The organism is Nitrospira sp., from assembly GCA_037045225.1.
In the GTDB taxonomy this organism is placed as follows: Bacteria; Nitrospirota; Nitrospiria; order Nitrospirales; family Nitrospiraceae; genus Nitrospira_A.
The window spans coordinates 2,198,284-2,224,342 of sequence record JBAOHZ010000009.1 but is presented as its reverse complement, the minus strand read 5'-3'; the positions used below and the strand labels follow the sequence as shown (position 1 = coordinate 2,224,342).

General features: G+C 57.6%; 24 protein-coding genes. 6 read left to right on the top strand and 18 right to left on the bottom strand.

Annotated elements, in window-relative coordinates; all coding sequences use genetic code 11:
* Positions 1-106: 106 nt before the first annotated feature.
* The 18 genes from V9G17_11240 to rpmH all read right to left on the bottom strand — a co-directional run bounded on the left by V9G17_11240 (position 107) and on the right by rpmH (position 17,163).
* Positions 107-748: a hypothetical protein gene (locus V9G17_11240; GenBank protein ID MEI2753166.1), complete on the bottom strand. Its 642-nt coding sequence runs from the start codon at positions 746-748 to the stop codon at positions 107-109.
* Between the two features lie 316 nt (positions 749-1,064).
* Positions 1,065-1,487, bottom strand: a complete 423-nt coding sequence (locus V9G17_11235) for a F0F1 ATP synthase subunit epsilon (protein MEI2753165.1) — start codon at positions 1,485-1,487, stop codon at positions 1,065-1,067.
* A 115-nt stretch (positions 1,488-1,602) separates the two neighbouring features.
* Complete coding sequence (gene atpD, locus V9G17_11230) at positions 1,603-3,045, bottom strand: F0F1 ATP synthase subunit beta (protein ID MEI2753164.1); 1,443 nt, start codon at positions 3,043-3,045, stop codon at positions 1,603-1,605.
* 68 nt (positions 3,046-3,113) lie between these two features.
* Positions 3,114-4,001 (bottom strand): ATP synthase F1 subunit gamma, encoded by an 888-nt coding sequence (gene atpG, locus V9G17_11225; protein ID MEI2753163.1) that lies wholly within the window; start codon positions 3,999-4,001, stop codon positions 3,114-3,116.
* Positions 4,002-4,060: 59 nt separating this feature from the next.
* The gene (gene atpA, locus V9G17_11220) at positions 4,061-5,578 is read right to left on the bottom strand and encodes a F0F1 ATP synthase subunit alpha (GenBank protein ID MEI2753162.1); all 1,518 of its coding nucleotides are present in this window, start codon (positions 5,576-5,578) and stop codon (positions 4,061-4,063) included.
* Between the two features lie 2 nt (positions 5,579-5,580).
* Positions 5,581-6,120, bottom strand: coding sequence for an ATP synthase F1 subunit delta (gene atpH, locus V9G17_11215; GenBank protein ID MEI2753161.1), 540 nt, complete (start codon positions 6,118-6,120; stop codon positions 5,581-5,583).
* Between the two features lie 253 nt (positions 6,121-6,373).
* Positions 6,374-7,456, bottom strand: coding sequence for a tRNA 2-thiouridine(34) synthase MnmA (mnmA, locus tag V9G17_11210; protein ID MEI2753160.1), 1,083 nt, complete (start codon positions 7,454-7,456; stop codon positions 6,374-6,376).
* 32 nt (positions 7,457-7,488) lie between these two features.
* Positions 7,489-7,944: a polymer-forming cytoskeletal protein gene (locus V9G17_11205; protein MEI2753159.1), complete on the bottom strand. Its 456-nt coding sequence runs from the start codon at positions 7,942-7,944 to the stop codon at positions 7,489-7,491.
* A gap of 129 nt (positions 7,945-8,073) precedes the next feature.
* On the bottom strand, positions 8,074-8,562 hold the full coding sequence (locus tag V9G17_11200) for a polymer-forming cytoskeletal protein (protein MEI2753158.1): 489 nt from the start codon (positions 8,560-8,562) through the stop codon (positions 8,074-8,076).
* A 147-nt stretch (positions 8,563-8,709) separates the two neighbouring features.
* Positions 8,710-9,561 (bottom strand): ParB/RepB/Spo0J family partition protein, encoded by an 852-nt coding sequence (locus tag V9G17_11195; GenBank protein MEI2753157.1) that lies wholly within the window; start codon positions 9,559-9,561, stop codon positions 8,710-8,712.
* Positions 9,539-10,315 carry a ParA family protein gene (locus V9G17_11190; protein MEI2753156.1) on the bottom strand — a complete coding sequence of 259 codons (777 nt, stop codon included), beginning with the start codon at positions 10,313-10,315 and terminating at the stop codon, positions 9,539-9,541. The genes V9G17_11195 and V9G17_11190 overlap by 23 nt, the downstream gene beginning before the upstream one ends.
* A 63-nt stretch (positions 10,316-10,378) precedes the next feature.
* Positions 10,379-11,035, bottom strand: a complete 657-nt coding sequence (gene rsmG / locus V9G17_11185) for a 16S rRNA (guanine(527)-N(7))-methyltransferase RsmG (GenBank protein ID MEI2753155.1) — start codon at positions 11,033-11,035, stop codon at positions 10,379-10,381.
* Between the two features lie 105 nt (positions 11,036-11,140).
* On the bottom strand, positions 11,141-13,015 hold the full coding sequence (gene mnmG, locus V9G17_11180) for a tRNA uridine-5-carboxymethylaminomethyl(34) synthesis enzyme MnmG (protein ID MEI2753154.1): 1,875 nt from the start codon (positions 13,013-13,015) through the stop codon (positions 11,141-11,143).
* A gap of 13 nt (positions 13,016-13,028) precedes the next feature.
* Positions 13,029-14,459, bottom strand: coding sequence for a tRNA uridine-5-carboxymethylaminomethyl(34) synthesis GTPase MnmE (gene mnmE / locus V9G17_11175; protein ID MEI2753153.1), 1,431 nt, complete (start codon positions 14,457-14,459; stop codon positions 13,029-13,031).
* Positions 14,460-14,480: 21 nt separating this feature from the next.
* Entirely contained in the window at positions 14,481-16,223 is a 1,743-nt protein-coding gene (gene yidC / locus V9G17_11170; GenBank protein MEI2753152.1) for a membrane protein insertase YidC, read from the bottom strand.
* Between the two features lie 46 nt (positions 16,224-16,269).
* Positions 16,270-16,533, bottom strand: coding sequence for a membrane protein insertion efficiency factor YidD (gene yidD, locus V9G17_11165; GenBank protein MEI2753151.1), 264 nt, complete (start codon positions 16,531-16,533; stop codon positions 16,270-16,272).
* Positions 16,476-16,844, bottom strand: a complete 369-nt coding sequence (rnpA, locus tag V9G17_11160; GenBank protein ID MEI2753150.1) for a ribonuclease P protein component — start codon at positions 16,842-16,844, stop codon at positions 16,476-16,478. Before rnpA ends, yidD begins: the two co-directional genes overlap by 58 nt.
* 181 nt (positions 16,845-17,025) lie before the next feature.
* Positions 17,026-17,163 carry a 50S ribosomal protein L34 gene (gene rpmH, locus V9G17_11155; GenBank protein MEI2753149.1) on the bottom strand — a complete coding sequence of 46 codons (138 nt, stop codon included), beginning with the start codon at positions 17,161-17,163 and terminating at the stop codon, positions 17,026-17,028.
* A 494-nt stretch (positions 17,164-17,657) separates the two neighbouring features.
* Between rpmH and V9G17_11150 the strand changes: the two genes are divergently transcribed.
* The 6 genes from V9G17_11150 (at position 17,658) to V9G17_11125 (ending at position 26,037) form a co-directional block, all read left to right on the top strand.
* Positions 17,658-18,806, top strand: a complete 1,149-nt coding sequence (locus V9G17_11150) for a L,D-transpeptidase (protein ID MEI2753148.1) — start codon at positions 17,658-17,660, stop codon at positions 18,804-18,806.
* A 175-nt stretch (positions 18,807-18,981) separates the two neighbouring features.
* Positions 18,982-20,685 (top strand): glucose-6-phosphate isomerase, encoded by a 1,704-nt coding sequence (locus tag V9G17_11145; protein MEI2753147.1) that lies wholly within the window; start codon positions 18,982-18,984, stop codon positions 20,683-20,685.
* A 3-nt stretch (positions 20,686-20,688) separates the two neighbouring features.
* Positions 20,689-21,471: a 6-phosphogluconolactonase gene (pgl, locus tag V9G17_11140; protein MEI2753146.1), complete on the top strand. Its 783-nt coding sequence runs from the start codon at positions 20,689-20,691 to the stop codon at positions 21,469-21,471.
* Positions 21,468-22,553 carry a glucokinase gene (gene glk / locus V9G17_11135; protein ID MEI2753145.1) on the top strand — a complete coding sequence of 362 codons (1,086 nt, stop codon included), beginning with the start codon at positions 21,468-21,470 and terminating at the stop codon, positions 22,551-22,553. The genes pgl and glk overlap by 4 nt, the downstream gene beginning before the upstream one ends.
* Positions 22,550-23,263 carry a ribose-5-phosphate isomerase RpiA gene (gene rpiA / locus V9G17_11130; protein MEI2753144.1) on the top strand — a complete coding sequence of 238 codons (714 nt, stop codon included), beginning with the start codon at positions 22,550-22,552 and terminating at the stop codon, positions 23,261-23,263. The genes glk and rpiA overlap by 4 nt, the downstream gene beginning before the upstream one ends.
* Positions 23,260-26,037 (top strand): M1 family metallopeptidase, encoded by a 2,778-nt coding sequence (locus tag V9G17_11125; GenBank protein ID MEI2753143.1) that lies wholly within the window; start codon positions 23,260-23,262, stop codon positions 26,035-26,037. Before rpiA ends, V9G17_11125 begins: the two co-directional genes overlap by 4 nt.
* The last annotated feature ends 22 nt before the right edge of the window (positions 26,038-26,059 follow it).

Genomic DNA, 26,059 nt, shown 5'->3' with positions numbered 1-26,059 from the left:
GCGACTCGATAATACCGGCAGGAGGGACCAACGCTCCTGCCGGTGAGAACCGGTCTGGTCGTTCAACCTAACCGCCTGTCGAGTCACTCTCAGAGAGGGGTATGGATTAGGGAGTCGGTGCGGTTCTGATTTCGCGATGTTTCAATCGATCAAGCTCTGCGTCCTTGTCAGCAAGTCGCCGCTTCAGTACTTCGATCTCTTCTTGTAGTTGAAGAATGATCCCTTCCGACTCCACCTGCCCAGAGCTGGATGCTCTCGGCCGAGGGGCATCAGACTCACGTGCTGAAGCAGGGACGTGCGATCTGCCCTCCTGAAGGGAGGCCGTCGCCGAGCCTGTCTGCGTCAGATAGGACAGAAATGCCGTATGATCGAGAATCATTTCGCTTGCGGAGGCTCGATGCCCAGCCGACCAATTGGCTTTAGTCCCAACGACAAATCGAGGTGAGTCGAACGCCAACACGCCACCGCTGCCTTGGACGGAATAGAGGGGATTTGCCCGGACGCGCGCAAGGTCTTCCGAATTCTCCGCAAGCGAAAGATGGTGGTTGGCGATCACCAGATGGAATTTACCACTCTCCACAAACATGGCCCCTGACGTAGTCGCACGACCGCCCGCTTCTTGCCCCAGAAGCACAAAAACGATCCATTCACGGGTGGTTGTCTCTTGGAATGCTGTGCGAACAGCGGGAAGAAGACGGTTGATCTCTTCAAATGCAAACACCGGCCGCGGCGGGCGTGCGTTATCCATAAGGCCGACTCGTTCTTGAAGGACCAATCGGCTCAAGATGGCAGAGAGGTCCTCATCCCTCCAAGCAATCGGATGGTCGTATCGAGGAGAGGAACTGCCAACATCTTGCAAAGAATCGATCCGCACAAACCAGGACGAGTCCTGTTGGATAAGACGACTCGTTAACGTGGGGCCGGCACAGCCAAGACAGAGGAGGAGGACGAGACCGATGACAAGCGGATCAGAATTAACGAACTTGGTACCAAACACCTGATATCCCCCGACGGATCAGGGAGGTGCAACATCTGAAGACTGCGCGAAGTATCGAGAAGAGAGGTTAGGCGTGCCCTGACTTCTTGGCACGATCAGCGATCTTCTTTCGGAGACGGGCCTTTTCGAGGCTGATCTGAGCTTCTTTCACCTCGGAAGGAAGTCCACCAGCCTGGAGTCGCTGCTCGGCCTTTTCAACGGCTTCTTGCGCACGACCGACATCGATATCTTCGGCCTTCTCGGCGATCTCCGCCATCACCGTGACTTTGGATGGCGTCACCTCAGCATAGCCCCACAGAATCGACATGTAATGCCATGCTTCGTGAGTCTTATACCGAAGTTCTCCAATTCGCAGGCTGGAGAGAAGATGGCAATGTCCCGGCAAGACACCGAACTCACCCTCACTGCCTGGCGCGATGACTTCATCGACCTCCTGGCTCAAGAGCAACTTCTCCGGTGTCACGACTTCTAATAAAATCTTTCCAGCCATTGTCCTTTTCCTGCTCTCTAACGAAAGGGCTACCGGTCAGGATGCCCTGCCGTACGCGCATCGGCCGAGCACCGTCTGAGCGTGCGCGGTCTGCGAGCACAAGGGCACCTGACTGCTAGACCTTCACTCCCATCTTTTCCGCCTTCGCGACTGCCTCCTCGATGGGACCGACCATGTAGAAGGCCTGCTCAGGCAGGTGGTCGTATTTCCCTTCGAGGATTTCCTTGAAGCTCCGCACCGTATCCTTGAGCTTGACATACTTCCCCGGCGCTCCGGTGAACGCTTCGGCCACATGGAACGGCTGGGAAAGGAAGCGCTGAATTTTACGCGCGCGCGCCACGGCCATCTTGTCGTCTTCAGACAACTCATCCATACCGAGAATGGCGATGATGTCCTGCAAATCCTTATACCGTTGCAACACGGACTGGACACCACGAGCCACCTTGTAATGCTCTTCTCCGATGACTTGCGGGTCGAGAATGCGCGACGTGGAGTCGAGAGGGTCGACCGCCGGGTAAATACCCAACTCAGCCAACTGCCGTGACAACACCGTCGTCGCATCCAAGTGCGCAAAAGCCGTCGCCGGGGCCGGATCGGTCAAGTCGTCGGCCGGCACGTAAATCGCCTGCACCGAGGTGATGGATCCCTTCTTCGTCGACGTGATCCGTTCCTGCAGCGCGCCCATTTCCGTGGACAGGTTGGGCTGATAACCGACCGCTGATGGCATACGACCAAGCAACGCGGACACTTCCGATCCCGCCTGCGTGAACCGGAAGATGTTGTCGACGAACAACAACACGTCCTGATTTTCCTCGTCGCGGAAGTACTCGGCGACCGCCAGACCAGTCAAGGCAACCCGGAGACGTGCTCCCGGTGGCTCGTTCATCTGGCCATACACCAGCGCCGCCTTGGACTTGGTATAGTCGTCGGGATCGATGACCTTGGATTCCTGCATTTCGTGCCAGAGGTCGTTACCTTCACGAGTGCGCTCGCCCACGCCCGCGAATACCGAGAATCCACCGTGGTGGAGCGCGATGTTGTTGATCAGCTCCATGATGATGACGGTCTTGCCGACGCCGGCTCCGCCGAAGAGACCGACCTTACCGCCCTTGCTGTAGGGCTCTAACAGGTCGACCACCTTGATCCCGGTCTCGAGCACTTCGGTCTTGGTGTCCTGATCTTCCAAGCGCGGCGCAGGCCGGTGAATCGGGTAGGTTTTCTTCGCTTTGATCGGACCCTTTTCATCGACCGGCTCACCCAACACGTTGATCAGACGACCCAGGGTCTCACGACCGACAGGCACAGAAATCGGGGCGCCGGTATCCTGCACATCCATGCCGCGAGTCAGACCGTCAGTCGTCGACATCGCGATGCTGCGCACGCGATTTTCACCAAGATGCGAGGCGACTTCGAGCGTGATCCGCACGGCCGGCTTGCCGGCAGCCTTATTCTCTTCCTGCGTCACCTTGAGCGCATTGTAGATATTCGGCAATTGACCGGGAGGGAATTCCACGTCGACCACGGGGCCGATGACTTGAATAACTTTTCCTGTGCTCATAAGGCTCCTCTTGTCGTCAATGATGCACCCGGCACATTACCGTGATGCAGCATTCCTCATTCCACAATTTATTTCAGGGCTTCTGCGCCGCCCACGATGTCCATGAGTTCTTTGGTGATCGCCGCCTGGCGGGTCTTGTTGTAATACAAGGTGACTTTCTTGATGAGCTGCCCGGCATTGCGAGTCGCACCGTCCATGGCAGCCATACGGGCCCCGTGTTCCGCCGCCGCTGACTCCAGGAGGATACGATAGGTCTGAATTTGAAAATGCTTCGGGACCAAGGCATTCAGGAGTTCGCTCTCGTCGGGCTCATACAAGTAACTCCCCCCAGCTGCGGAGTGCTCAGCGGCAGTGGGCGCCGCACCGAATTCGGCGGCCGCGTCGATAGGGAATAGCTTTTCAACGATCACTCGTTGCTGGATGGCAGACTTGAACTCGTTGTAGACAACATAGAGTTCGTCAAAGGTGCCTTTCACAAAATTTTCGGTCAAATCCCCACCGATGTCGATGGCGTGCTCGAAGCTCAGTTTATCGAAGATCCCCGTCCACTCCTGTCGGATCGGCCAGGAACGACGGCGGAAATAGTCGCGCCCTTTTCGGCCAATGATGCTGAGATTGACCGAAAGCCCCTGCGCTTCGCATTGCCGGATGAACTCTGAGCTCTTCCGCACAATATTGCCGTTGAATCCGCCGCAAAGTCCGCGATCGCTCGTGACGACGAGAATTTCGATTTTCTTCCCCTCGCGCTTTTGAAGGAGAGGATGGGACGTACGATTGACGCGCTGGCTGAGATTGCTGAGCACCCCGCGCATCTTATGGGCGTAGGGCCTCGCAGCCAAGATGCGATCCTGCGAACGCTTGAGCTTCGCGGCCGCAACCATTTTCATGGCCTTCGTAATTTTCTGCGTATTCTTGAAGGCGGCGATTTTCCGCCGGAGAGATTGTAAGCTCGGCATTCTTGTACGCTCTCAGCAATCAGCGCTCAGGCTTCAGCTCAAGGCTGAAGGCCTGATGGCTATTTTGCTCCGTAGCCCATTTTCTGTTTAAAGGTCGTAATGATTTCTTTCAGCTTGCCGCCGATCTTGTCATCAATTTTTCCGACCGTGGCAATGTCTTTGCGCATGTCCTGGTGATTCTGCGCCACGTAGTGGAGCAAGTCGGCCTCGAATTGCAGGACCTTGTCCACCGGCACGTCGTCCAGGAATCCATTGACACCGGCATAAATCGACAGCACCTGATCGGCAACCGGCATCGGCTTGTATTGCCCTTGCTTGAGCAATTCCACCATGCGAACTCCGCGGGCCAGCTGCATCTGGGTAGCCTTGTCGAGTTCGCTCCCGAACTGCGAGAAGGCGGCCATTTCACGATACTGGGCAAGATCCAGACGCAACGTACCGGCGACCTGCTTCATCGTCTTGATCTGCGCGGATCCGCCGACCCGGGACACCGACAAGCCGACGTTAATCGCCGGACGAATACCGGAATAGAACAAGTCGCTACCGAGGTAAATCTGTCCATCGGTAATAGAAATGACGTTGGTCGGAATGTAGGCCGACACGTCACCGGCTTGCGTCTCGATGATCGGAAGGGCCGTCAGGCTACCTCCACCGAGCTTGTCGCTCAGTTTCGCTGCGCGCTCCAACAACCGGGAGTGCAGATAAAACACGTCGCCCGGATAGGCTTCACGACCCGGCGGACGGCGTAGCAAGAGAGACAACTGACGATAGGCCACCGCGTGCTTCGACAGGTCGTCGTACACAATCAATGCGTGCTTACCGTTGTCGCGGAAATATTCACCGATCGCGGCGCCGGCAAAGGGAGCCAAAAACTGCATGGGCGCCGGATCGCTGGCCGTTGCCGCCACGACCATGCTGTACTCCATGGCGTGATTTTCTTCGAGAGTTTTCACCACGCGCGCCACTGTCGAACGCTTCTGACCGACGGCGACGTAGATGCAGAAAACCCCGAGGCCCTTTTGATTGATGATGGTATCGACGGCGATGGCGGTTTTTCCGGTCTGCCGGTCTCCGATGATCAACTCACGTTGACCGCGACCGATGGGGATCATGGCGTCGATCGCTTTGATGCCCGTCTGCAGCGGCTCACGCACTGATTGTCTGGTATTCACACCGGGCGCCACGACTTCGATACGGGAAGAGTGTTGTGAGTTGATCGGGCCCTTGCCGTCGATTGGCTGACCGATCGCGTTTACCACCCGTCCCACCAAGGCTTCACCGACCGGAATTTCCGCAATACGACCCGTACGTTTAACCGGATCGCCTTCCTTGATTCCGACATCGTCGCCCATGAGCACCGCGCCGACATTGTCTTCTTCAAGGTTCAACGCGATCCCATAGAGGCCGCCCGGAAATTCGAGCATTTCTCCGGCCATCGCGCCATCCAACCCGTAGATTTTCGCAATGCCGTCTCCGACCTGAATCACGGAACCAGTCTGGCTGACATCGACCTGTTGGTCGAAGCCCTTGATCTTCTCTTTAATGATGGAGCTGATCTCTTCTGCCTTGATCTGCATGGCTACTCCTTGGTCAACACACGCTGCATGGCGCTTAGTCGGCCCCGGACCGTGCTGTCTACGACGGTGCTGCCCAGGCGGATGTGGAGGCCGGCGACATGTTCAGGTTCTGTATGGAAGGTGACATCGACGTCGCGCTTCAAAAGATCGCGCAATCGGGTAGTGATTCGCTCCTGCTCGGTCACAGGCAAGGCATGCGCGGAAGACACGAGGACCTGTTGCGTCCCCTTGGATTCATCCACGAGCTTGGCGAAGGCCTCGGCGATGTCCGGCAGGAAACTGACTCGATTTTTCCGCACCAATTGATCGAGAAATCTTTTTCCGACCGGTGGGCACCCCAATCGAGTGGCCAGTTCAATCAGCACACCCAATTTGGTGTCTTCCGGGAACACAGGAGAGGCGATGGCGTGGCGCAACGCAGCAGACTGCGTGAAGGCCTCTCCGAGCCCGTGCAACGCCGCGCGGGCGGGCTCGATGCTGGGTGTATCAAGAAGTTCGAACAGAGCTTTTGCGTATCGACGTGCGACGGCTGTCTTAATCACAATGGACTATCCGCTACGGTTAACCGTGTTTTGATAAAACGGGAAGCTTGCGTGCGGTGGGCACGACAAAAAGCGCGCCAAGTTAGCATTCAATAGCGGGTACTGTCAAGAAGAGATGCGTAAGATCGGAGCGTAAGAAGGATGGGAGTAGGGCACAGACCCGCCCCAGTCCTGCCCGACGTACGATAGCATTAAGTGCACCGATCGTCTTGATCAGCGAAGGGGTGGGAGGAAATCGGACAAGGCTCACTACCTAGGGTCGCTGAATAATACCGCCGCCGAGCACACGGTCACCTTGATAAAACACGGCGGACTGCCCGGGACTAAGCGCGCGCTGCGGCTGATGAAATCGGACCTGAATCGTGCCATGCCCAGACGGCAGAAGTGTGGCGGGACTGGATGGAGTGGCGTAGCGAATCTTCACTTCCGCCTCAACCGGCTGCCGGCCGATGGTGTGATCAAAAAGACTGAAATCGGCGACCTGACAATCCGACTGCACCAATTGATCTTCCGCGCACAATACCACCTGGCCTGACTCAGGCACGACCTTCTGCACATACAACCGCTGCCCCACCGCAACACCCAAGCCCCGACGTTGACCCGGGGTATAGAACGCGATGCCCTCGTGCCGGCCTAAGACCTTGCCGTCCACACCCACAAAGTCTCCGGGCTGCTTCGCCTCCGGCATTTCCTGCTCAATGAAGGTGCGGTAGTCGCCATGACTCACGAAACAAATCTCTTGGCTTTCCTTGAGCTCCTCCACGGGCAATCCAAGCGATTCGGCCTCTTGCCACACATCCCGCTTCTGCATGTGGCCGACCGGAAAAAGCAGCTGCGGCAGCCAGGCAGGATTGATCCGATAGAGAAAATAACTTTGGTCCTTGCGCGCGTCGAGGGCCCGGTGCAGCGACCACTGCCCATCGCTCTGCTGTACGCGGGCATAGTGTCCCGTTGCCACATAGTCCATGCCTCGCTCTTGCGCTAAGGCATACAAGGAGCGCAATTTCACCCGTTCATTGCACCGCACGCAGGGATTGGGCGTGGTGCCGGAGGCATAGCCGGCAACAAAATCATCGATCACGCCCTGCTGAAAGACTTCTCGACGATCGACTACTTCATAAGGAATACGTAGACGCTGGGCGACATATCTCGCGATACCGATCTTGCAGCACCCCCGCTCTTCCCAGCGCTTGGATACGGCGACCTGGTCATCCTCATGCTCCCATACTTGGAGCGTGACACCATGGACCTCGTACCCCTGCTGCACGAGCAGAGAGGCAGCGACGGAGCTATCCACTCCGCCGCTCATCCCGAGCAATACGGTCTGACCTGTCATAGATGATACCGGAAAACCAATGGGCCGAGTACTTAGGTCTCTTGCGTTTTGACTTTGCCGCGATGGGCCACGAGGTCGCGCACGCCGGGATCCTGCGGAGCACCGAACTCAGAGGACTCATCCTCCGTCCACTTCTCAGCGCCCATATTACTCATACCGTGGAAATGCGCGCCTTCCTCAATCATGATCGCCGGGCTCTGAATATCTCCGATGAGAATCCCGGGCTTCTGAATCTCCACCTTCTGAAGCGCAGTGACCGATCCCTTCACGCGCCCGCTGATCGAAACGGACCCGGCGGCAATCACGCCCTTGATGATGGCGCTTTCTCCGACGATCACCGCTCCGCCCGTATGCACTTCTCCTTCGACACGACCATCGATACGGACGGTCCCATCAAAGGTGACAATGCCCTTGAAGCTGGTGCCCTTGCCAAGGAAGGTAAACTTATCGTCCTCCGCGACAGGCTGTTTTTTGGTCTCACCCCACATCGGCATCCTCCTTCGCACACTGCACAACTGCTCACGGTCGGGGCGCAGACTGATTGAAACCTTGCTGTGCCCACCTCTGGCTTACAAGGCACACCGCAATCTGTCCAACGAATTCGTCGTTGAGCCGAGTTATCCGTTGACCAACTTGACGCCCTGGCCTCGCGTGGCGCCCTGCCCCTGCGGCTCGCGCGTCCCCGACTGGCTCATTTCCAACGTACCGTTGAAAACCACCCCTTCTTCCATCGCGAGCAACGGCGCCTTCACGCCGGCATTCACCACGGCAGGTGCGCGCAGCTTGACCTTTTCCCGCGCGCTGATGTCACCGGTGATCTTCCCCTTGCACACCACGGTACCGGCCGTAATCTTGGCGGTCAGGACCGCATCCTCTCCGACCAGCAAGACACCCTCCGTATGAATTTCTCCATCCAGATTGCCATCGATTCGCACAGTGCCGTTATAGGAAATGACGCCCTTGAAGCTAACGCCTTTCCCGACAAAGGCGTTGATCTCTTCGTTCCCTTCACGCGGTGCCGTGGATTCCAGATTGTCCATTTCAGTTCCCTCACTTTGTCCGGCTTGACGCTTTCCTTCTGGCTTGTCCTTACTAATCCATGCCATTTCTTACACCTCCCACAAATAACAACAACTTACCTCCCGACCGGAGGACGTGCACGCTACCGTCGACTGATCTCACTCCCAGCTCTCAAATTCTGACGGCATTCTACTCCGGTCAAACAGAGAAAATCTGCTCTGAAAATGTGGCGGCTATCCATTAAGCAACCGCTCAACTACCCCGTCTAATTCTTCCGGCGAAAAATAATGAATCACGATCTTACCGCCCCGTCGCCCCTTCTGAACATCCACCCTGGTGCCCAGACGTTTCTGCAGCCGCTCTTCAAGATCGGACCGTAATGGCGCACGAACCGGACGCTTCCCAGGCTTTCTCGCCTCCGCATGTTCCTGCACCAACCGCTCTGCTTCGCGGACGGACAGCTGCCCGCTCACAATCTGCGTGGCCAAACTGAGCTGAGCCGCCGGGGTCATCAGCCCGAGAATAACTTTGGCATGGCCCGTGGACAACTGATCGGACTCGATCATGTGTTGTATCTCTGATGGCAGCGACATCAATCGCAACAGGTTCGCCACGGACGACCGGTCGCACGCCACCTTCTGAGCGATCGCCTCTTGGGTCAGCCCGAATTCATTGAGCATGCGTTGGTAGGCCCGAGCAGTCTCCATGGGATTCAGATCGTCGCGCTGGAGGTTTTCCACCAACGCCAACACCATCGATTCCTGATCGGACACATTTCGCACGAGCGCTTGAATCTTCTGCATTCCCGCTAACTTAGCAGCTCTCAAGCGACGTTCACCGGCAATCAACTCATAGATACCGTCACCTTTCCGTCGCACCAGAATCGGTTGCAGCAAGCCATTCTGCTTCAACGAGGCGGTCAGCTCGGCCAGTTCGACTTCTGAGAATTGCTGACGTGGTTGAAAGCGGTTTGGAACAATCGCTTCGAGCCGCAATTCCTGCACGTCACCACGCTCCGGCTCCGCCGTTGTTCGGCCGGTCGGCAGCAGTGCGTCGAGACCTCTACCGAGGGCTTTTTTCTCCATGGACGACAAACTCCTTGGCTAAGGATAGATAGGCTTGGGCACCGGCTGATGCCATGTTGTACAAGAGAGCCGGACGACCGTAGCTCGGCGCCTCGGCCAACGTCACATTGCGCGGAATCATCGTCTGATACACGCTCTCCCCGAAATGCCCACGGATCTGCTCGACGACCTGGCGAGCAAGCGAGTTACGCGCATCGTACATCGTGAGGACAATACCCTCGATTTCCAGCCCTGGATTGAGAGACTGCCGAAGGCGCTGGATACTCTCCATCAGCCGACCGAGACCTTCCATCGCATAGTATTCACATTGCACCGGAATTAGCACTGAATGGGCAGCGACCATCGCGTTGATGGTCAGAAGCCCGAGGGCGGGCGGACAATCCAACAAGATCGTGTCGTATCGGTCGGCCACCTCAGCCAAAGCTTCCTTGAGGCGCTGCTCCCTGGCTTCCATATTCACCAGCTCCACTTCGGCGCCGGCGAGATGGGAATTCGATGGGACAATCGACAACCCATTGACCCCAGTCTGCATAGCTAGAGACTCAATACTGTCTTTACTAATCAACGCATTGTAGATCGTCTTCGTGAGCGCCATGGCATCGACGCCAAGCCCGCTCGTTGCGTTTCCCTGCGGGTCAATATCGACAAGAAGAACCGATCCTCCCTCGATTGCCAACGCTGCGGCAAGGTTCACGGAAGTGGTCGTCTTCCCCACTCCACCCTTTTGATTTGCGACAGCAATGATTCGAGCCATGTAGTTCCCCTATCCGCCAAAACAAATATGTTTGCGCCTCAATGTTCCACGTGGAACACCACATCATCCAATGGACTTTGCAAACACAGACAGCACTCGATGCCCGTACTTCGCAGGAAGCTCATACTCGACTTCCTCGACCAAAGCAAGGCCGACAAGTCCAAACCTTGGCCCAACCCTCTCCGCACGGTACAAGACAAGCTTTCCGGCAGGTTTAAGCAGTGCCGAAAGCTCCTCTCCAAGGTGATCCACTTTAAAAGCCCTCACCACAATGTAATCAAACCGCCCCTGAACATGGATTCGATTGACGTAATCTTCCAGCTTGGCCGTCGCCACAGTCACGCCTTGCAGGCCGAGCGATCCGATGACATATCGCAGAAACGACCCCTTTTTTTCACTCGGCTCCAGCAGCTCAACCGACAATTGAGGGCAGACAAATTTGAGGGGAATCGCAGGGAATCCAGCTCCTGACCCGACATCAAGCAACTCACTTTTATCATTAATATCAATGACTTTCAGGCAAGCAACTGAATCAATAAAATGCTTCACCAGAATCTCTCTATCATCGTCGATAGCCGTGAGATTGATGGCCCTATTCCATTTTTTTAGCTCACTAAGATAGCGACAGAAATAGGAAACAGAAGAATCAGGGATAGAAAGAGAGAGATCTGCCGCAAAAGACTGAAGAGATGCTGCGAATTGAACTTCGTCGTGTTCCACGTGGAACACTTACGCGAAAACAACCGGGGCGGTCAAGCAGGTTCTTCCCTGAAACGTGGCGCGCTGGCTAATGAAGAACCATTTCGACAACCCTGCACCGCAGACTCAAAGGGATGGCTGACGCCGATGCCTTTCGATGGCGACCAGCAGGAGAGAAATAGCGGCGGGCGTCACACCGGAAATACGAGAAGCCTGTCCGACCGATGCAGGCCTTACACGCTTGAGCTTCTCCCTGACTTCGCCTGAAAAACCAGTAATTCCGTCATAATCAAACTGATCGGGGATGGCGCGATGCTCCAATTTCTCCGATCGCTGAATTTGCTGCAGCTGCCGCTTAATATACCCCTCGTATTTCACTTCGAGTTGAATCGCTTCCACAATATCAAGATCGTCGATACCTGCGCCGCCGAAGACTGCCACCATTTTTTCGTATGTCATCTCCTGACGCCTGAGAATCTCGGCCAAGGATTGCGTCGGAGCTACCGCTCCTATCTCTGCCTCCTCCATAAGCCGCCTCACATCAGAGGTCATTTTTGGGCGCGTCTCCTTGAGGCGACGAACCTCCCGCTCCAGAGTAGACCGCTTCACCTCGAGCTTCCCGTGCACCTCATCAGACACCAATCCAATACGGTGCCCGATATCCATCAGACGAAGATCCGCATTGTCATGGCGCAGAAGAAGGCGGTACTCCGCCCGCGATGTGAACATCCGATAGGGCTCTCTGGCATCTTTCGTAATTAAATCATCAATTAACACACCAATATAGGCCTGCGATCGATCCAGCACGAGCGGCCCTTCACCACGCAGCCGCAAGGCAGCGTTGATTCCCGCCATGATTCCCTGGGCACCGGCCTCTTCATACCCGGAGGTTCCATTGATTTGGCCGGCGTGGTACAGCCCCGCCACTAATTTCGTCTCTAGCGAATTGTGGAGTTGGCGTGGAGGAAAATAATCATACTCGACCGCATACCCCGGCTTGAGCATTTTCGCCTGCTCAAGACCAGGAATGGTCTTCAGCATGGCTGCCTGTACATCGACCGGGAGACTGGTTGAAATTCCATTCGGGTAAAATTCGTTCGTATCCAAACCTTCCGGTTCGATAAAGATTTGATGCCGGTCTTTGTCGGCAAATCTCACGACCTTATCCTCGATCGACGGACAATACCGGGGACCGACAGAATCAATCACCCCACTGAACAACGGCGATCTATCGATATTTTTCGCAATAATATCATGCGTTTGCGAATTCGTGTACGTCAAATGACAAGGCACCTGCGGCAGGGACACGCGTTGCGTGCGGTAAGAGAACGGTGGCGGGGGGTCATCCCCCGGCTGCAATTCCATCACAGAAAAATCGATAGAATCGCGATCAAGGCGGGGCGGAGTTCCTGTTTTTAGCCGACCGACCTCAAAGCCAAAATCACGCATGCAATCAGAGAGATGCTCCGCCGAGGCCTCCCCGGCACGACCGGCTGGAAAATGATTCAGACCAATATGGATCAACCCCTTCAGAAACGTTCCCGATGTGAGGACGATAGCCTTTGCATGAATGTGCGTCCCGGCATCCGTCACGATACCGGTCACAGCCCCGGCCCGGGTAAGAATGCGATCCACCGTCCCGCCACGAATCTCGAGTGCCGACTGTGAACGGAGCGTGCGCTGCATGACGTCACGATAGACCTTCTTGTCGCATTGCGCGCGCAAAGCGCGGACGGCCGGGCCCTTACTGGTGTTGATCATGCGAAACTGGATACCTGCCTGGTCCGTATTCCTCCCCATCTCTCCGCCCAACGCATCGATCTCCTTGACCAGATGTCCCTTGGCGATGCCGCCGATCGCGGGATTGCAGGACATCTGAGCGATCCGGTCCGGATCCATCGTGAGCAGGATCGTGCGGGCCCCCATACGGGCTGCCGCCAGGGCCGCTTCACACCCGGCATGGCCTCCCCCAACGACGATGACATCACACTGTTCTGTCACGACAAAAGCCCCTTCATTTTCCGATACAAAACTCGGAGAAAATCCGTTCCAGAATTTCGTCGGTGGTAATGGCGCCGGTGATTTCTCCCAAGGCGTCGGCGGCAATGCGAAGATCCATGGCCACCAATTCGCCGGCACATCCTGCGTCTACCGACTGCCTGGCCTGCTCAACAGCTTGCAGGGCGCGTTCGAACGCGGTGGCATGCCGGAGATTGGTGACCAGAACCGCCTCTTGGGGCTCCAAATGACCAGGCATCAACCGGTGACTGATCGCATCACGCAAGCCATCCAGCCCGATCTGCATTTTTGCAGAGATTTCAAGCACACCGGCGTTCACCGGGCAGGCACGGCTAAGGTCTTCTTTCGAGATACGAGACGGCAGGTCGCACTTATTCACGACCAACAACGCCTGCGCGGCCTCCTGACGACGGAGCAACAGCCGATCACTCTCCGTCAACGGTTGAGAACCGTCCAACAGAATCAGCGCCAAATCCGCGTCTTCCCATGCGAGGTGGCTCCGACGAATGCCTTCGGCTTCGACTGGGTCGTCCGTTGCCCGGATACCGGCCGTGTCGAAGAGCCGAACCGGAATGCCATGGATACTAACGACCTCTTCCAACATGTCCCGCGTCGTGCCGGGGATCGGCGTGACGATCGCTCGGTCGCTCTGCAGCAGGGCGTTCATCAAGCTCGACTTCCCGACGTTTGGGCGCCCCAGAATCGCCACTGCGGCGCCTTCTCTCCAGATTCGTCCTTCCTGCCCGGACCGCACCAACCGCCGCAGCTTGATCACGGTCTCATCAAGAAGGCGCAGAAGCTCGTCCTGGCGAACGAATGCAATATCCTCCTCCGCAAAATCCAGCGCGGCCTCGATATGCGCCAACGCCACCACCAAGGCCGACCGGATCTCCTCCGCCTCACGGGACAACTCGCCGCGCCGTTGCGATTGGGCAATCGCCAGGCTTCGTACAGTTTTCGCGCGAATCGTATCGAGCACGGCCTCGGCCTGCGCAAGATCCAGCCGTCCATTGAGAAAGGCTCGTTTGGTAAACTCGCCCGGCATAGCCAACCTGGCCCCTGCCGACATCAAGCCCCGGCACAACTGATCCAGCACCACCGGCCCACCATGGCACTGCACCTCGACAACATCTTCTCCGGTATACGAATGCGGCCCTTTCATCAGAACCACGAGCGCCTCATCAAACACCGCATGCGGGCGTGATTCGGTCTCATGAGGAACGGCACGAGCTGCACCCGGCGAGCCAACATCTGCCAGCGCCATGACATGAGTTCGAAGGGCGTGAAGGGATTTGCCGGACCGGAGGTGAACGACTCGAGAAGCGATATCAAGGGCGTGAAGTCCGCTGATGCGGACAACCCCGATTCCCCCTTCGCCGGGAGGGGTGGCGATAGCACAGATCGTATCGTCCAGCGCGCCATGCATGACGCACCCAATCGTGTGGAATTACTCGGATGGACTCGTGCGCCGCTTGCCGTTGCTCTTCTGTTCCTTCGCGTCGTCCCCGGAAGCCGCATCGGTCTCCACCGGCGCCACCTGCCACTTCTTTCCGAACAGCCGCTCGGTCACCACCTGCTGAGTGATCGTCAGCGTATTGTTCGTCAGCCAATAGAGGACTAATCCCGCGGGGAAATTCACGAACAGGAACGTCATGAACACCGGCAGAAACAGCATGATCTTCGCCTGCATCGGATCCATCGTAGTCGGAGTGATCTTCTGCTGAATGACCATGGTGGCGCCCATGACGATCGGGAGCACGTAGTAGGGATCCTGCACGGACAGGTCATGAATCCAAAGCATGAACGGGGCCTGCCGAAGATCGATCGTCATATACAGAATATTGAACAGCGCCACAAAGACGGGCATCTGCAGCACCATCGGCAAACAGCCGCCGACCGGATTCACCCGATGATCTTTATAGAGCTTGATCAGTTCCTTGTTCAGCCGTTCGCGATCGTCTTTGAACTTTGTCTGCAGGGCCAGCACTTTCGGCTGAATGACCTGCATCTGCTTCATGGACTTATAGCTTTTGTACTGCAACGGCACGAACATCAGCTTGATCAACATGGTCAAGAGAATGATCGTGATCCCATAGTTGTGCGTAAATTCGTGGAGGAATCGCAGGACATAGAATATCGGCTTGGCAACCGCCTTGACTAACCCCCAACTCCCAAAGACAAACCAGCCGAAATCAATCGTGTCTTCTAAGCCGACATTTAAGCGCTTCAGCGTGTCGTATTCTTTGGGTCCGGCGTACAGTTGCATCGCCATAGACGACCCGTTCCCGGGTGTGGCAAAGCGAACCCCGGCCGACACCAGCTTGTCCCCTTCCTTCTTCGCGAGGGCAGCGGCAGCCTTCTGCGGCATCAACACACTCAAGAAATATTTATCCTGTATGGCAGACCACTTCACATCCCCTTTGCGCTCCGCCTCGCCATCCGGCGTTTCCTTCAACACCTTGTCGTCGACCAATGACGCCGAACCCATGAGCCCGATGAATCCTTCACCCCACTCCACAATACCGAAATTGGTACCCAGGGTGACGTCCACCGGAGTCGTCAGTCCTTGCGTGCGGATCGCAATATCCACCAAGTAAGAGCCATGGTGGAAGGTCAATTCCTTTTCAACGTCAACATTCTTCTGGGCATCGTGGTACCGGAAGGTGAGATGACCGACAGGATGCGCACTATCGAGATGCGTGAGGTCCTGAGTCACTTGATAGAGGGCAGATCCAAGGTCGCTGGTCACGGCCTGATCACTGGTCACCAGGCTCAGCGGTCCTTTGAACCGTCCTCCGCTATATACCAACTGCACAGGAGCCGAGCCCTGCTCGACAGCCGCGCTGTACCGCTTCAACTCCCAGGATTTGAGCACCGCGCCGCGATTACTGAATTTCGCACGAAAGAGCTCCGTATCGACCTCGATCGTTTGCTCTTCACTTGCGACTGCGGTCCCATTGCCGGAAGTAGCGGACGCAACATTCAAGGAAGAGACCGGCGCAGAACTCCCAGACTTCGTGGGGTCTCCCGTGGTACCGGCAGGGGCGTCGGTGATGGTGGCCGGATTGGGGTTCGTGGCCATCTGCACCGGCTCCGGAGGCGGCAACAGGCCCATGCCCTTCAGCAGGTAGTCGTAACCGATAATCACGGCCAGGGACACGATGAGGAAAATGATGACGCGTTTTTCCATGGAATTTATGTAGAGAACAGAAGCGGAAAAGTTATTGTCACGAGGGTTACCGTACCGGGTCTACTCCACCGGGATGGAAGGGATGACATTTCAGCAAGCGCCTACCGGCCATAAACAGCCCCTTGAGAACTCCATACCGCTCGATGGCCTCCTGAGCATACACGGAGCACGTGGGATAAAACCGGCACGCAGGTCCGAGCAATGGAGACAGACAGGCACGATAGGCCATCAGTAAGATGATGCAGAACCGTCTTAGGGCGAGGGTTCCCCAAAACGGGCCAGCCGCTGTCTTTGTAATGTGCCTCGCCATACGTTCTGCAGCTCCGCAAACGACAGATTCAGGCACTCTCGTTTCGGGAACACCAGAAATGCATGACCTGGAACTAATGCCGACCGCACTGCGCGACCCAATTCCCGAAACAGACGCTTGGCCCGATTCCGACGCACCGCTGTCCCGAAGCGGCGCCCGATCACAATCCCCAACATCGCATCCTGGGACAGGCCCGGGCAAATCTGGAGATTAAAGAGTCCTGTTGAAACCCGTCGGCCGCTTTTCTTGATGTACTGGATGTCCCGGCTACGCTTCAAGAAAAACGGAGCAGCCTTTTGCTCTGCCGACATAACACACCTGCCTGTGGGTCACCAGTCCAGACCAGGCCTCAACGACCAGAGGCCACCTGTCGAGACTGTGCGTCGCCGCATTTTTACTACGACCAGGCCAAGACGACAGGACCCACTCCAGGTGTACCATCCCCCCACCTGGAGGTTGCCTACTTGCAGATTGCCTAGCGGCAGGAAAGAATCAGACGGTGAGACGAGCGCGGCCTTTGGCTCTGCGACGAGCGATAACTTTTCGCCCGTTCTTGGTGCTCATGCGCTTCCGAAATCCATGTTCCCGCTTGCGCTTGAGGTTCGAAGGCTGTTTAAAAGTGAACGACATTACGCACTCCTTCTCGAGAGATCATTCTTCACTGAAGAGGCCGCATTATAGGGGCCGGCCCCGAGGCTGTCAATCAATCTGCGCACGCCCAATCACCGATGCAGGGGAACACGAGAGGAGCTTCGGGCCAGCGCACTAGAGCAATTCCGGAATGCACGGAGAATGCGTACACGGATGCGCTTGAGGCACTCTTGCCCCTCCATGACAAACCTGCCACAGAAATATCCCGGGACCGAACCCGCCACAATTATCCTAACCGATTGTTCTAAAAAGACAATCGTCTCTATACAGAACAATTCTATTCCTGGCATTCAGATTGCGTTACGAGAGCTCGGAGTGGTGGGCGCATGGTAGGTCCATGAAGGTCGCACCTGAGACTGACCCAACGAAGATCAAATGGACTCGGGCTACACGGCAGTGCACGGTCTGCGTGCACCAGGTGCAAAAACGAGAAGAGCTCGCGAGAACAACAGCCTCCACGATAGAATGATCCGATGAGACCGTCGAACCACACGTACCCCACCTTCTGCTGCCTAGTCCTTACCGGACTCCTGGCCATGAGCCTGGGCGGGTGCGTCGAAACAGTCCCCGATGAATTGGTGGAGGCCCTCGAAAGCATCGACCGGGACCTCGTCACGCTGCGGGCGTCCAACATTACCCCGGAAGCGTATTCAAAATTCTCTCGCCAATGGCTCTCCTTGCGAACCCGTATTCAATCCGAGGAAAATATCGTTCGGTGGCCTTGGGAAGAAAATGGGTTGGAGACCGACCTGGAAAACCTGCAGATCGAAGGGTCACGGCTCGTGGCCGTCGTGAACACACGCCTCCAAGAGCAACGCACCGACGCCGAAACCAAATTGGCCAAGGTCGAGCAACGCCTCCGCCTCTTGAACACACGTGTGGGGGATATCGGCAGCCGTGTGGTACTCGGCGAACATCCGGTCGAAACCGAACTGCTTGTCCGGCAAGCCCGCCTGTTCATTGAACAAGGACAGTTCGCGCATGCCATTCAGGCCTCAGATCTCGCCGGGAAGAGACTGCTCACCCAAACCGCCCTGCTCACCAACGAATTGGGACGGTACGCCGATGACGACCTCATCGCAGCGTGGCGAGAATCTGCCCAACGAACCATCGAGTGGTCCCGCACTCATCGCGCGCAAGCCATCGTGATCAGCAAGGCCGATCGAGTCCTGTCCTTATACAAGAACGGCCGAAAAATACTGACCTATCCGATCCGCTTAGGATCGAAAGGCATCCGCGCAAAACAGCACTACGGCGACGGCGCGACACCCGAAGGCGAATATCGCATCCACCGCAAACGCGGCTCGGGACAGACGCCTTACTTCCGCGCCCTGATTCTCGACTATCCCAATGCCGACGACCGGCGCCGCTTCGAGGCCGCACAACAATCAGGGTTGATTCCCAAAGGTCAGCATATGGCCGGCCTGATCCAGCTCCATGGCATCGCGCAAGGCATTACGGATCAACCCTACGGCAGTATCCTGTTGGATAATCCGCAGATTGCCGTGCTCTTCGACCACGTCTCCGTCGGAACGCCTGTCACCATTGTCGGCGCATTGGAATCACAAAACTCCATTTCTCTCGTGCTCGCCGATTTAGGCGATCAGGAGGAGGAGACCTAGCTCCTCCTCGCGACTGCTTCGACCGCCGCCCGGTTCCCCCGCTCCCCCATCCATTCACACACCGATACATCCTTCGATGTGTCCTCGTTTGCCTTTTTACACACTCGAACCTAAGATACGAAAAAGCCGAGGTCCATCGATTCGTTCCTCCACTAATAACGGAAGAGAGCGTGTTATGCCGACCCGTCCCACTGCAGCGCCCCTGCTGGACACCCAGCCCATCAGCAAAACGCTTGACGACCTGGCAAACAGCCATACGATCGAGCGCATCTGGACACGAGACCATACCCTCTGGAAGCCCAGTCCGACTGAAATTGAGAACCGCCTGGGCTGGCTGACCGTCCTCGACCACATGCAGGACGGGCTCGCCGAATTACGAAACTTCGCGCAGGCCGTCCGGGAAGCTCGTACCACCGACGTCGTGCTGCTCGGAATGGGCGGAAGCAGCTTGGGGCCTGAAGTTCTCCGCTGCACATTTGGTTCCGCCAAAGGCTCGCCCAAACTCTGGGTATTGGACTCCACGGTCCCGGGCTGGGTCCGGCAGGTCACGAAAGCGATTCAACCGGCACGAACCCTCTTTCTCGTGGCCAGCAAATCCGGCGGAACGATTGAAGTCATGTCACTCTTCGCTCACTTCTGGGAGCTTGTCCGGCGAACTAAAGGCAATCGAGGCGGAGCCCAGTTTGTCGCCATCACAGACCCCGGCACCGGACTCGAACAGCTCGCGCGCGAGCGCGGATTTTGGCGCACGTTCACCAATCAACCGGACATCGGCGGACGATACTCCGTCCTCTCCTACTTTGGCCTGGTCCCTGCTGCACTGTTGGGGCTCGACGTAGGCAAACTCCTCAGCCGGGCGCTCGCCATGCGTGAAGCCTGCCGACACACCACTGATCCAAAAGACAATCCGGGAGCGGCCCTGGGAGCGATGATGGCCGCCATGGCCATGGCAGGGCGGGACAAGGTCACGCTGCTGACCTCCCCCACGCTCAATTCGTTTGGACTCTGGGTAGAACAACTTCTCGCCGAAAGCACCGGCAAGGAAGGAACCGGAATTGTGCCCGTGGCCGGTGAACCCCTGGCCTCGCCGACCGCCTATGGAGCCGATCGGTTCTTCGTTGCACTTCGACTCACAGGCGACCGCAATGCCGCGCTGGATCGATCCATCCTCACCCTGCAACGGGCCGGGCATCCTGTATTTCGATTGAACCTGACCGACCGCTACGACCTGGGAGGGGAGTTTTTCCGTTGGGAGTTTGCCACCGCCGTCGCAGGACACGCCCTCGGCATCCAACCGTTCGACCAGCCGAACGTGCAGGAGAGCAAAGACAACACAGGACGCGTTTTACGCGAGGTTGAAGCGCAGGGACGACTCCCCTCGCTGCCGATGCTCACGCCCAAGCAAGCCCTGACTCAATTGCTCGAACAGGCCGCGCCGCATCGCTACCTGGCCATTCTGGCCTACACCACACCCAGCCCTCAGCTGGACGCCTCCATACGAGCGTTGCGCAAGGCGGTCATGCGGCGCCACCAGATCGCCACCACGGCGGGTTATGGCCCCCGCTACTTGCATTCCACCGGACAACTCCACAAAGGTGGCCCGAACAGCGGCCTGTTCCTCGAATTTGTGGACAACATGAAACCTGACGTTCCGGTCCCTGAAAAATTCTATTCGTTCGGCACCCTGGCCCAGGCGCAAGCCATCGGCGACCTTCAATCGTTACAGACGCATCAACGTCCGGCCGTCCGCATCGCTCTTGGGTCCAATCCCGTACGCACCATCCGAAGCCTGATTGCCATGCTCACGCCGGCCAGAGCCGGTCGTCGTAAACCCGCGGCGAAAAAACGTCCGCTAACCAAACGCCGCCCTCACCGTTGACGTATGCCTCAGGCTCCAGACATCCACATCTTCCCTGATTCCCAGAAACTGGCCCGTGCTGCGGCAGAGCGCTTCCTCGACGTGGGGCTGCAGGCCATCGCCGAACGGAATCGCTTCCTGGTGGCTCTCTCGGGTGGCTCAACTCCGAAGACGCTGTACTCGATCCTCACCAGCGAGGAATACGCCCAACAACTCGACTGGAGCAAGGTGCACTTTCTGTTCGGCGACGAGCGCAACGTACCGCCGACACATGCCGACAGCAATTTCGCCATGGCGGACGCCATGCTCTTCAGGCCCTTGCACATCTCCCCGGCACACATTCATCGGATCCATGGCGAGGATTCGCCCGACACCGCCGCAGTTCAGTACGAAGACACCCTGCGAGGCCTCACTGCGGCCGGCACCGGACAATGGCCGCAACTAGATCTCATCCTCCTGGGAATGGGCGACGACGGCCATACCGCCTCCCTCTTCCCCGGCACCACAGCACTGACCGAGCAGACGCGTTGGGTGGTTCCCGGCACTTCGCCTCAAGGAACTCGGGCACGGATGACCCTCACCCTAGGTGTGATCAATCACGCGAGTGTGATACTGTTCCTCGTCACCGGACTCAACAAAGCCACCGTTGTCCGGCGCATTCTGAAGCCACGACTCGGCGATCCCGTCCCATACCCTGCGGCCTTGGTTCGACCTGAGACCGGACGACTCTTGTGGTATCTTGATCGCGCCGCGGCATCAGAATTGGCTGCAGCTACACACGATTTGTCATCGCGAGAGGCACCATGATCCTGGCAGGCGATATCGGAGGCACAAAAACCAATCTGGCGCTCTACGATTGGACGACCGAACGGGTCGAGCCGATCCTCGAAGATAGTTTCCACAGCGCAGACTATAAGACCCTCGAAGAAATCATTGAAGAATTTCTCAGTACACCGCTCCCCAAGCCGCCTACAGAAGATGAGCTTGATGATGCGCCCGTTGAAGCCACAACAGAAGAAAACACGGAGACACCGGAGCTCCCCCCCGAACCCATCAAATTAACGGCGGCGTGCTTCGGCGTGGCGGGACCGGTGATCGATAATCGTTGCCGCACCACCAATCTTCCCTGGGTTATTGATGGCGCCGCACTCGCGGAACGATTCACCATCCCTCAGGTGCGACTGCTCAACGACCTCGAAGCAACCGCCCACGGCCTCCTCCTCCTCCGTGCCGAGGAGATCACGGTGTTGAACGCCGGAACTCCACCCAAGAAAAAGCAGGCCCTCGCCCTGATCGCGGCCGGTACCGGACTCGGGGAATGCATTCTCTATTGGGATGGAACCCGCTACCGCCCCATGCCGTCGGAAGGCGGGCACACAGACTTTGCGCCGAACAGCGACAGCGAAATCGACTTGCTGCGCCACCTGCGTGGCAGCTATTTGCACGTCAGCTACGAACGCATCGTATCCGGGCCGGGCCTCCATGCCATTTACGAATATCTGCGCGACACCAAGAAAAATGAACCGACCTGGTTGGCGGAGAAGATCAAAGCGGGCGATCCTGCCGCCGAGATTTCCAACGCCGGCCTCAAGGGACAGGCCGAAATCGCCACACAGGCCTTGGACTTATTTGCCTCGATTTATGGCGCCGAAGCCGGCAACCTCGCGCTCAAGGCGCTCACACTCGACGGAGTCTACCTTGCCGGGGGGATTGCGCCCAAATTGCTGAAGAAACTACAGGACGGTTCGTTTATGCGCGGGTTCACAAACAAGGGCCGCTACAAACGGATCATGACCCAGATTCCGGTGAAGATCGTGATGAACGACAAGACCGCCCTGCTTGGCGCCGCCTCGATGGCGGCACAACTCACATCATTGACCTCACCATGAAGCCATCCATCATGACACCACTTGATCTCGATTCCGAAAAGAAGCGAGCGGCGCTGAAAGCCGCCGAGTATGTAAGCAACGGGATGGTCGTCGGGCTGGGAACCGGTACGACCTCGAAACATTTGATCATCGCCCTCGGAGAGCGTGTCCGCGCAGGGTTGAACATCCACGCCGTACCGACATCCCACGACACAGCGGCCTTGGCGAGGCAGTCCGGCATTCCCCTCATCGACTCCGACAACGCGTGGATGATTGATGTGGCCATCGACGGAGCCGACCAGGTCGATCCCGCCTTGAACCTCGTGAAAGGCGGCGGAGGCGCATTGCTCAAGGAAAAAATTGTGGCCGCCGCAGCCAAGCGCTTTATCGTCATGGTCGACCACACGAAACTCGTCCCGGCGCTCGGCGGCAGTTTCCCCTTGCCGATTGAAGTCGTACCGTTCGGATGGGGCAGCACGGCACGGAACATCGAACAAGCCTCAGGAGGCAAGGCGGTCCTACGCGAGCGAAACGGCGTCGTGTTCCAGACCGAAGCAGGCCACGTGATCCTCGATCTGCACATGCCGGAGATCAACGATCCAGCCACCCTCGAAATAGAACTCAACCAGATTCCCGGCATCGTTGAAACCGGACTGTTTATTGGACGGACCAGCATCCTGATCGTCGGTCATGCACGGGGTACGGACGTCACCCTTACCGCGGAGTCATGAAGGGCGATCGGGCCGACCCGCCGGTGACTCGACGACAAGCGGCGCTACTGGCTACACGAGTCCTTCGCAACGCAGTGGTATGGCTGGGAGTCTGGCACGGCGCCTCTGCATCGTTCTTCGTCCCTACGGCCTGGAGCCGACCGAATCCACCACACAACCATCGACAGTCGAATCAACACACCATGGGTGCATCTATGACGACTCACGATCCATACAGACTTCCGCGCCATATCGTCCCGTCTCATTACGACGTGCGTATCGAACCGGACCTCCAGGCACACTCGTTCACCGGCCACGAGGTCGTCACACTGACAGTAACCGAGCCGACGACTGAGATCCTCTTGAATGCGACCGAATTGGACATCTCGACGGCGACATTGTCCGGCGAAGGAACGCCGCCGCGCGCCGGAACCGTGCGGATGGACGAGGAGCACCAGCGATGCCACATTACCTTTCCATCGGTCATTCAACCCGGCGCCTGGAAATTGAGCCTCGCCTTTCGCGGCATACTGAACGATAAATTGCGCGGGTTCTATCGGAGCAGCTACAAGGATGAGCAGGGCGTCATGCACAATCTGGCCGCAACCCAGTTCGAAGCGACCGACGCGCGCCGGGCCTTCCCCTGTTGGGACGAACCTCAATTCAAGGCCGTCTTCGCCGTTACCCTGGCGATCGATCCCGCGATGACCGCCATCTCGAATACCCGGATCGTGGACGATCGACAAGAGGGCGGAAAGCGAGTGCTGCGCTTCGCGGAATCCATGAAGATGTCCACGTATCTTGTGGCCTTCATCGTCGGGAAACTCGAATCGACAGCCCCCACCATGGCTCAGCAAACCCCGGTCCGCCTCTGGTCCGTGCCCGGCAAACAGCACCTCACTCCGTTCGGCCAAGACATCGCCGTCTACTCGCTGAATTTTCTCGCCGACTACTACGGCATCCCCTATCCGGGCGACAAGCTGGATCTCATTGCCATCCCCGACTTCGCGTCCGGAGCGATGGAAAATCTAGGCGCAATCACCTTCCGTGAAACCGCCTTGCTGCTGGACCAGCGCACGGCCACCCACGCGGAGCAGGGACGAATCGCGGATGTGGTCGCGCATGAAAATGCTCACATGTGGTTCGGCGACCTCGTGACCATGGCCTGGTGGAACGGGCTCTGGCTCAATGAGGCCTTCGCCACATTTATGGAAATGCTGGTGGTCGATGCCTGGAAACCGGAATGGGAACGCTGGACAGCCTTTGGCGCCTCACGCGCCGCCGCCCTGTCGGTGGATGGCCTGCTCAGTACGAGACCGATTGAGTTTCCCGTGCGCGCGCCCAAAGAAGCCGAAGCCATGTTCGACGTGCTGACCTATGAAAAGGGAGCCTCCGTCCTACGCATGCTGGAACAGCATATCGGCCCGACGGTGTTCAGGGACGGCGTCCGCCACTACCTGACGACGCATGCCTATGGGAACGCAGAGACCACCGACCTCTGGGTCTCGCTCGCGCATGCCTCACAACAGAATGTTCCGGCTCTCATGAACGAGTGGATCTTCTCGCCGGGATATCCCTTGCTCTCACTTGCCGTCGACGCGGCTTCTACTCTGACCCTCACGCAACGTCGCTTCACTTACGCCGAAGACTCTGCGGCAACATCGTCCGGTGCCCCTGCGCAACTCTGGCAGGTTCCGATTCAGTTACGCATCCACAGTGCGCGAGGCGTTGAAACCAAACGCGTGTTGCTCAGCGATCGAGAGAGCCGCATCCCGTTACCAAAGGATTGGACATCGATACTGGCGAATGAGGGCGGGCATGGGTTTTACCGCGTTCGCTACAGCACAGCGCTCCTCAACGGCCTGCAACAGACCGGCCTCCAGAGCCTGGCTCCCGTGGAACGCTTTAATCTCCTGAACGACACGTGGGCCTCCACCGTCGCCGGTATGGTGACACCGGCCGATTATCTCAGCTTGACCGAACAGTTCCGTGGCGAACAGGATCCCCACGTCTGGGCCGTGATGCTCGGATCGTTCTCCACCATGAATCATCTGCTGAGCGAGGAGGATCGCCCGCTGTTGGCCGCCTTCGTACGTAATCGTCTCACCCCGACATTCCAGGAATTGGGATGGACGCCGCACGCCGACGAGCGGGATCTGGTGAAAGAACTACGTGGTGACGTGATTCGCGCCTTGGGCACATTGGGGCGTGACCCCAGCGTCCAAACCCAGGCGCTGGAAGCGTATACGGCCCTGCATCAACAGACTCGACCGATTGACCCCAATGTCATCCCGGCACTCGTGTCCATCCTGGCCTTCACAGGCGATGACACGCGTTATGAGGAATTTCTCAACCGCTTCCATAAGGCCTCCACCCCGCAGGAAGAGCGCCGCTATCTCTTCTCCCTCGCGGCCTTCCGACTACCCGCTCTGCTGGAGCGCACCCTGGCGAAAACCCTCACCGACGAGATCCGCACTCAGGACGCACCGTTCCTCGTCAGCAGCCTGCTGCACAATGTCTATATCCGGGAAAAGGCCTGGGAGTTCGTGAAGAGTAATTGGGAACAGATGGACCGGCAGTTTCCCAAGAGTGGACTACGCCGCATGTGCGGAGGAATCACCGGCCTCTCAACCCCTGAATTGGAGCGAGACGTCAGAGCGTTCTTCACCTCCCGAAAGATCGATCTGGGCGGCAAGACTCTTGAACAGTACCTGGAACAACTGCATATCGCCGTGCGATTTCGGGAACGCGACCGCGACGCCATTCGCACAGCGCTGGCACGGCCGGCGGTATAGCGAGAACAGACGGCCGACCTCA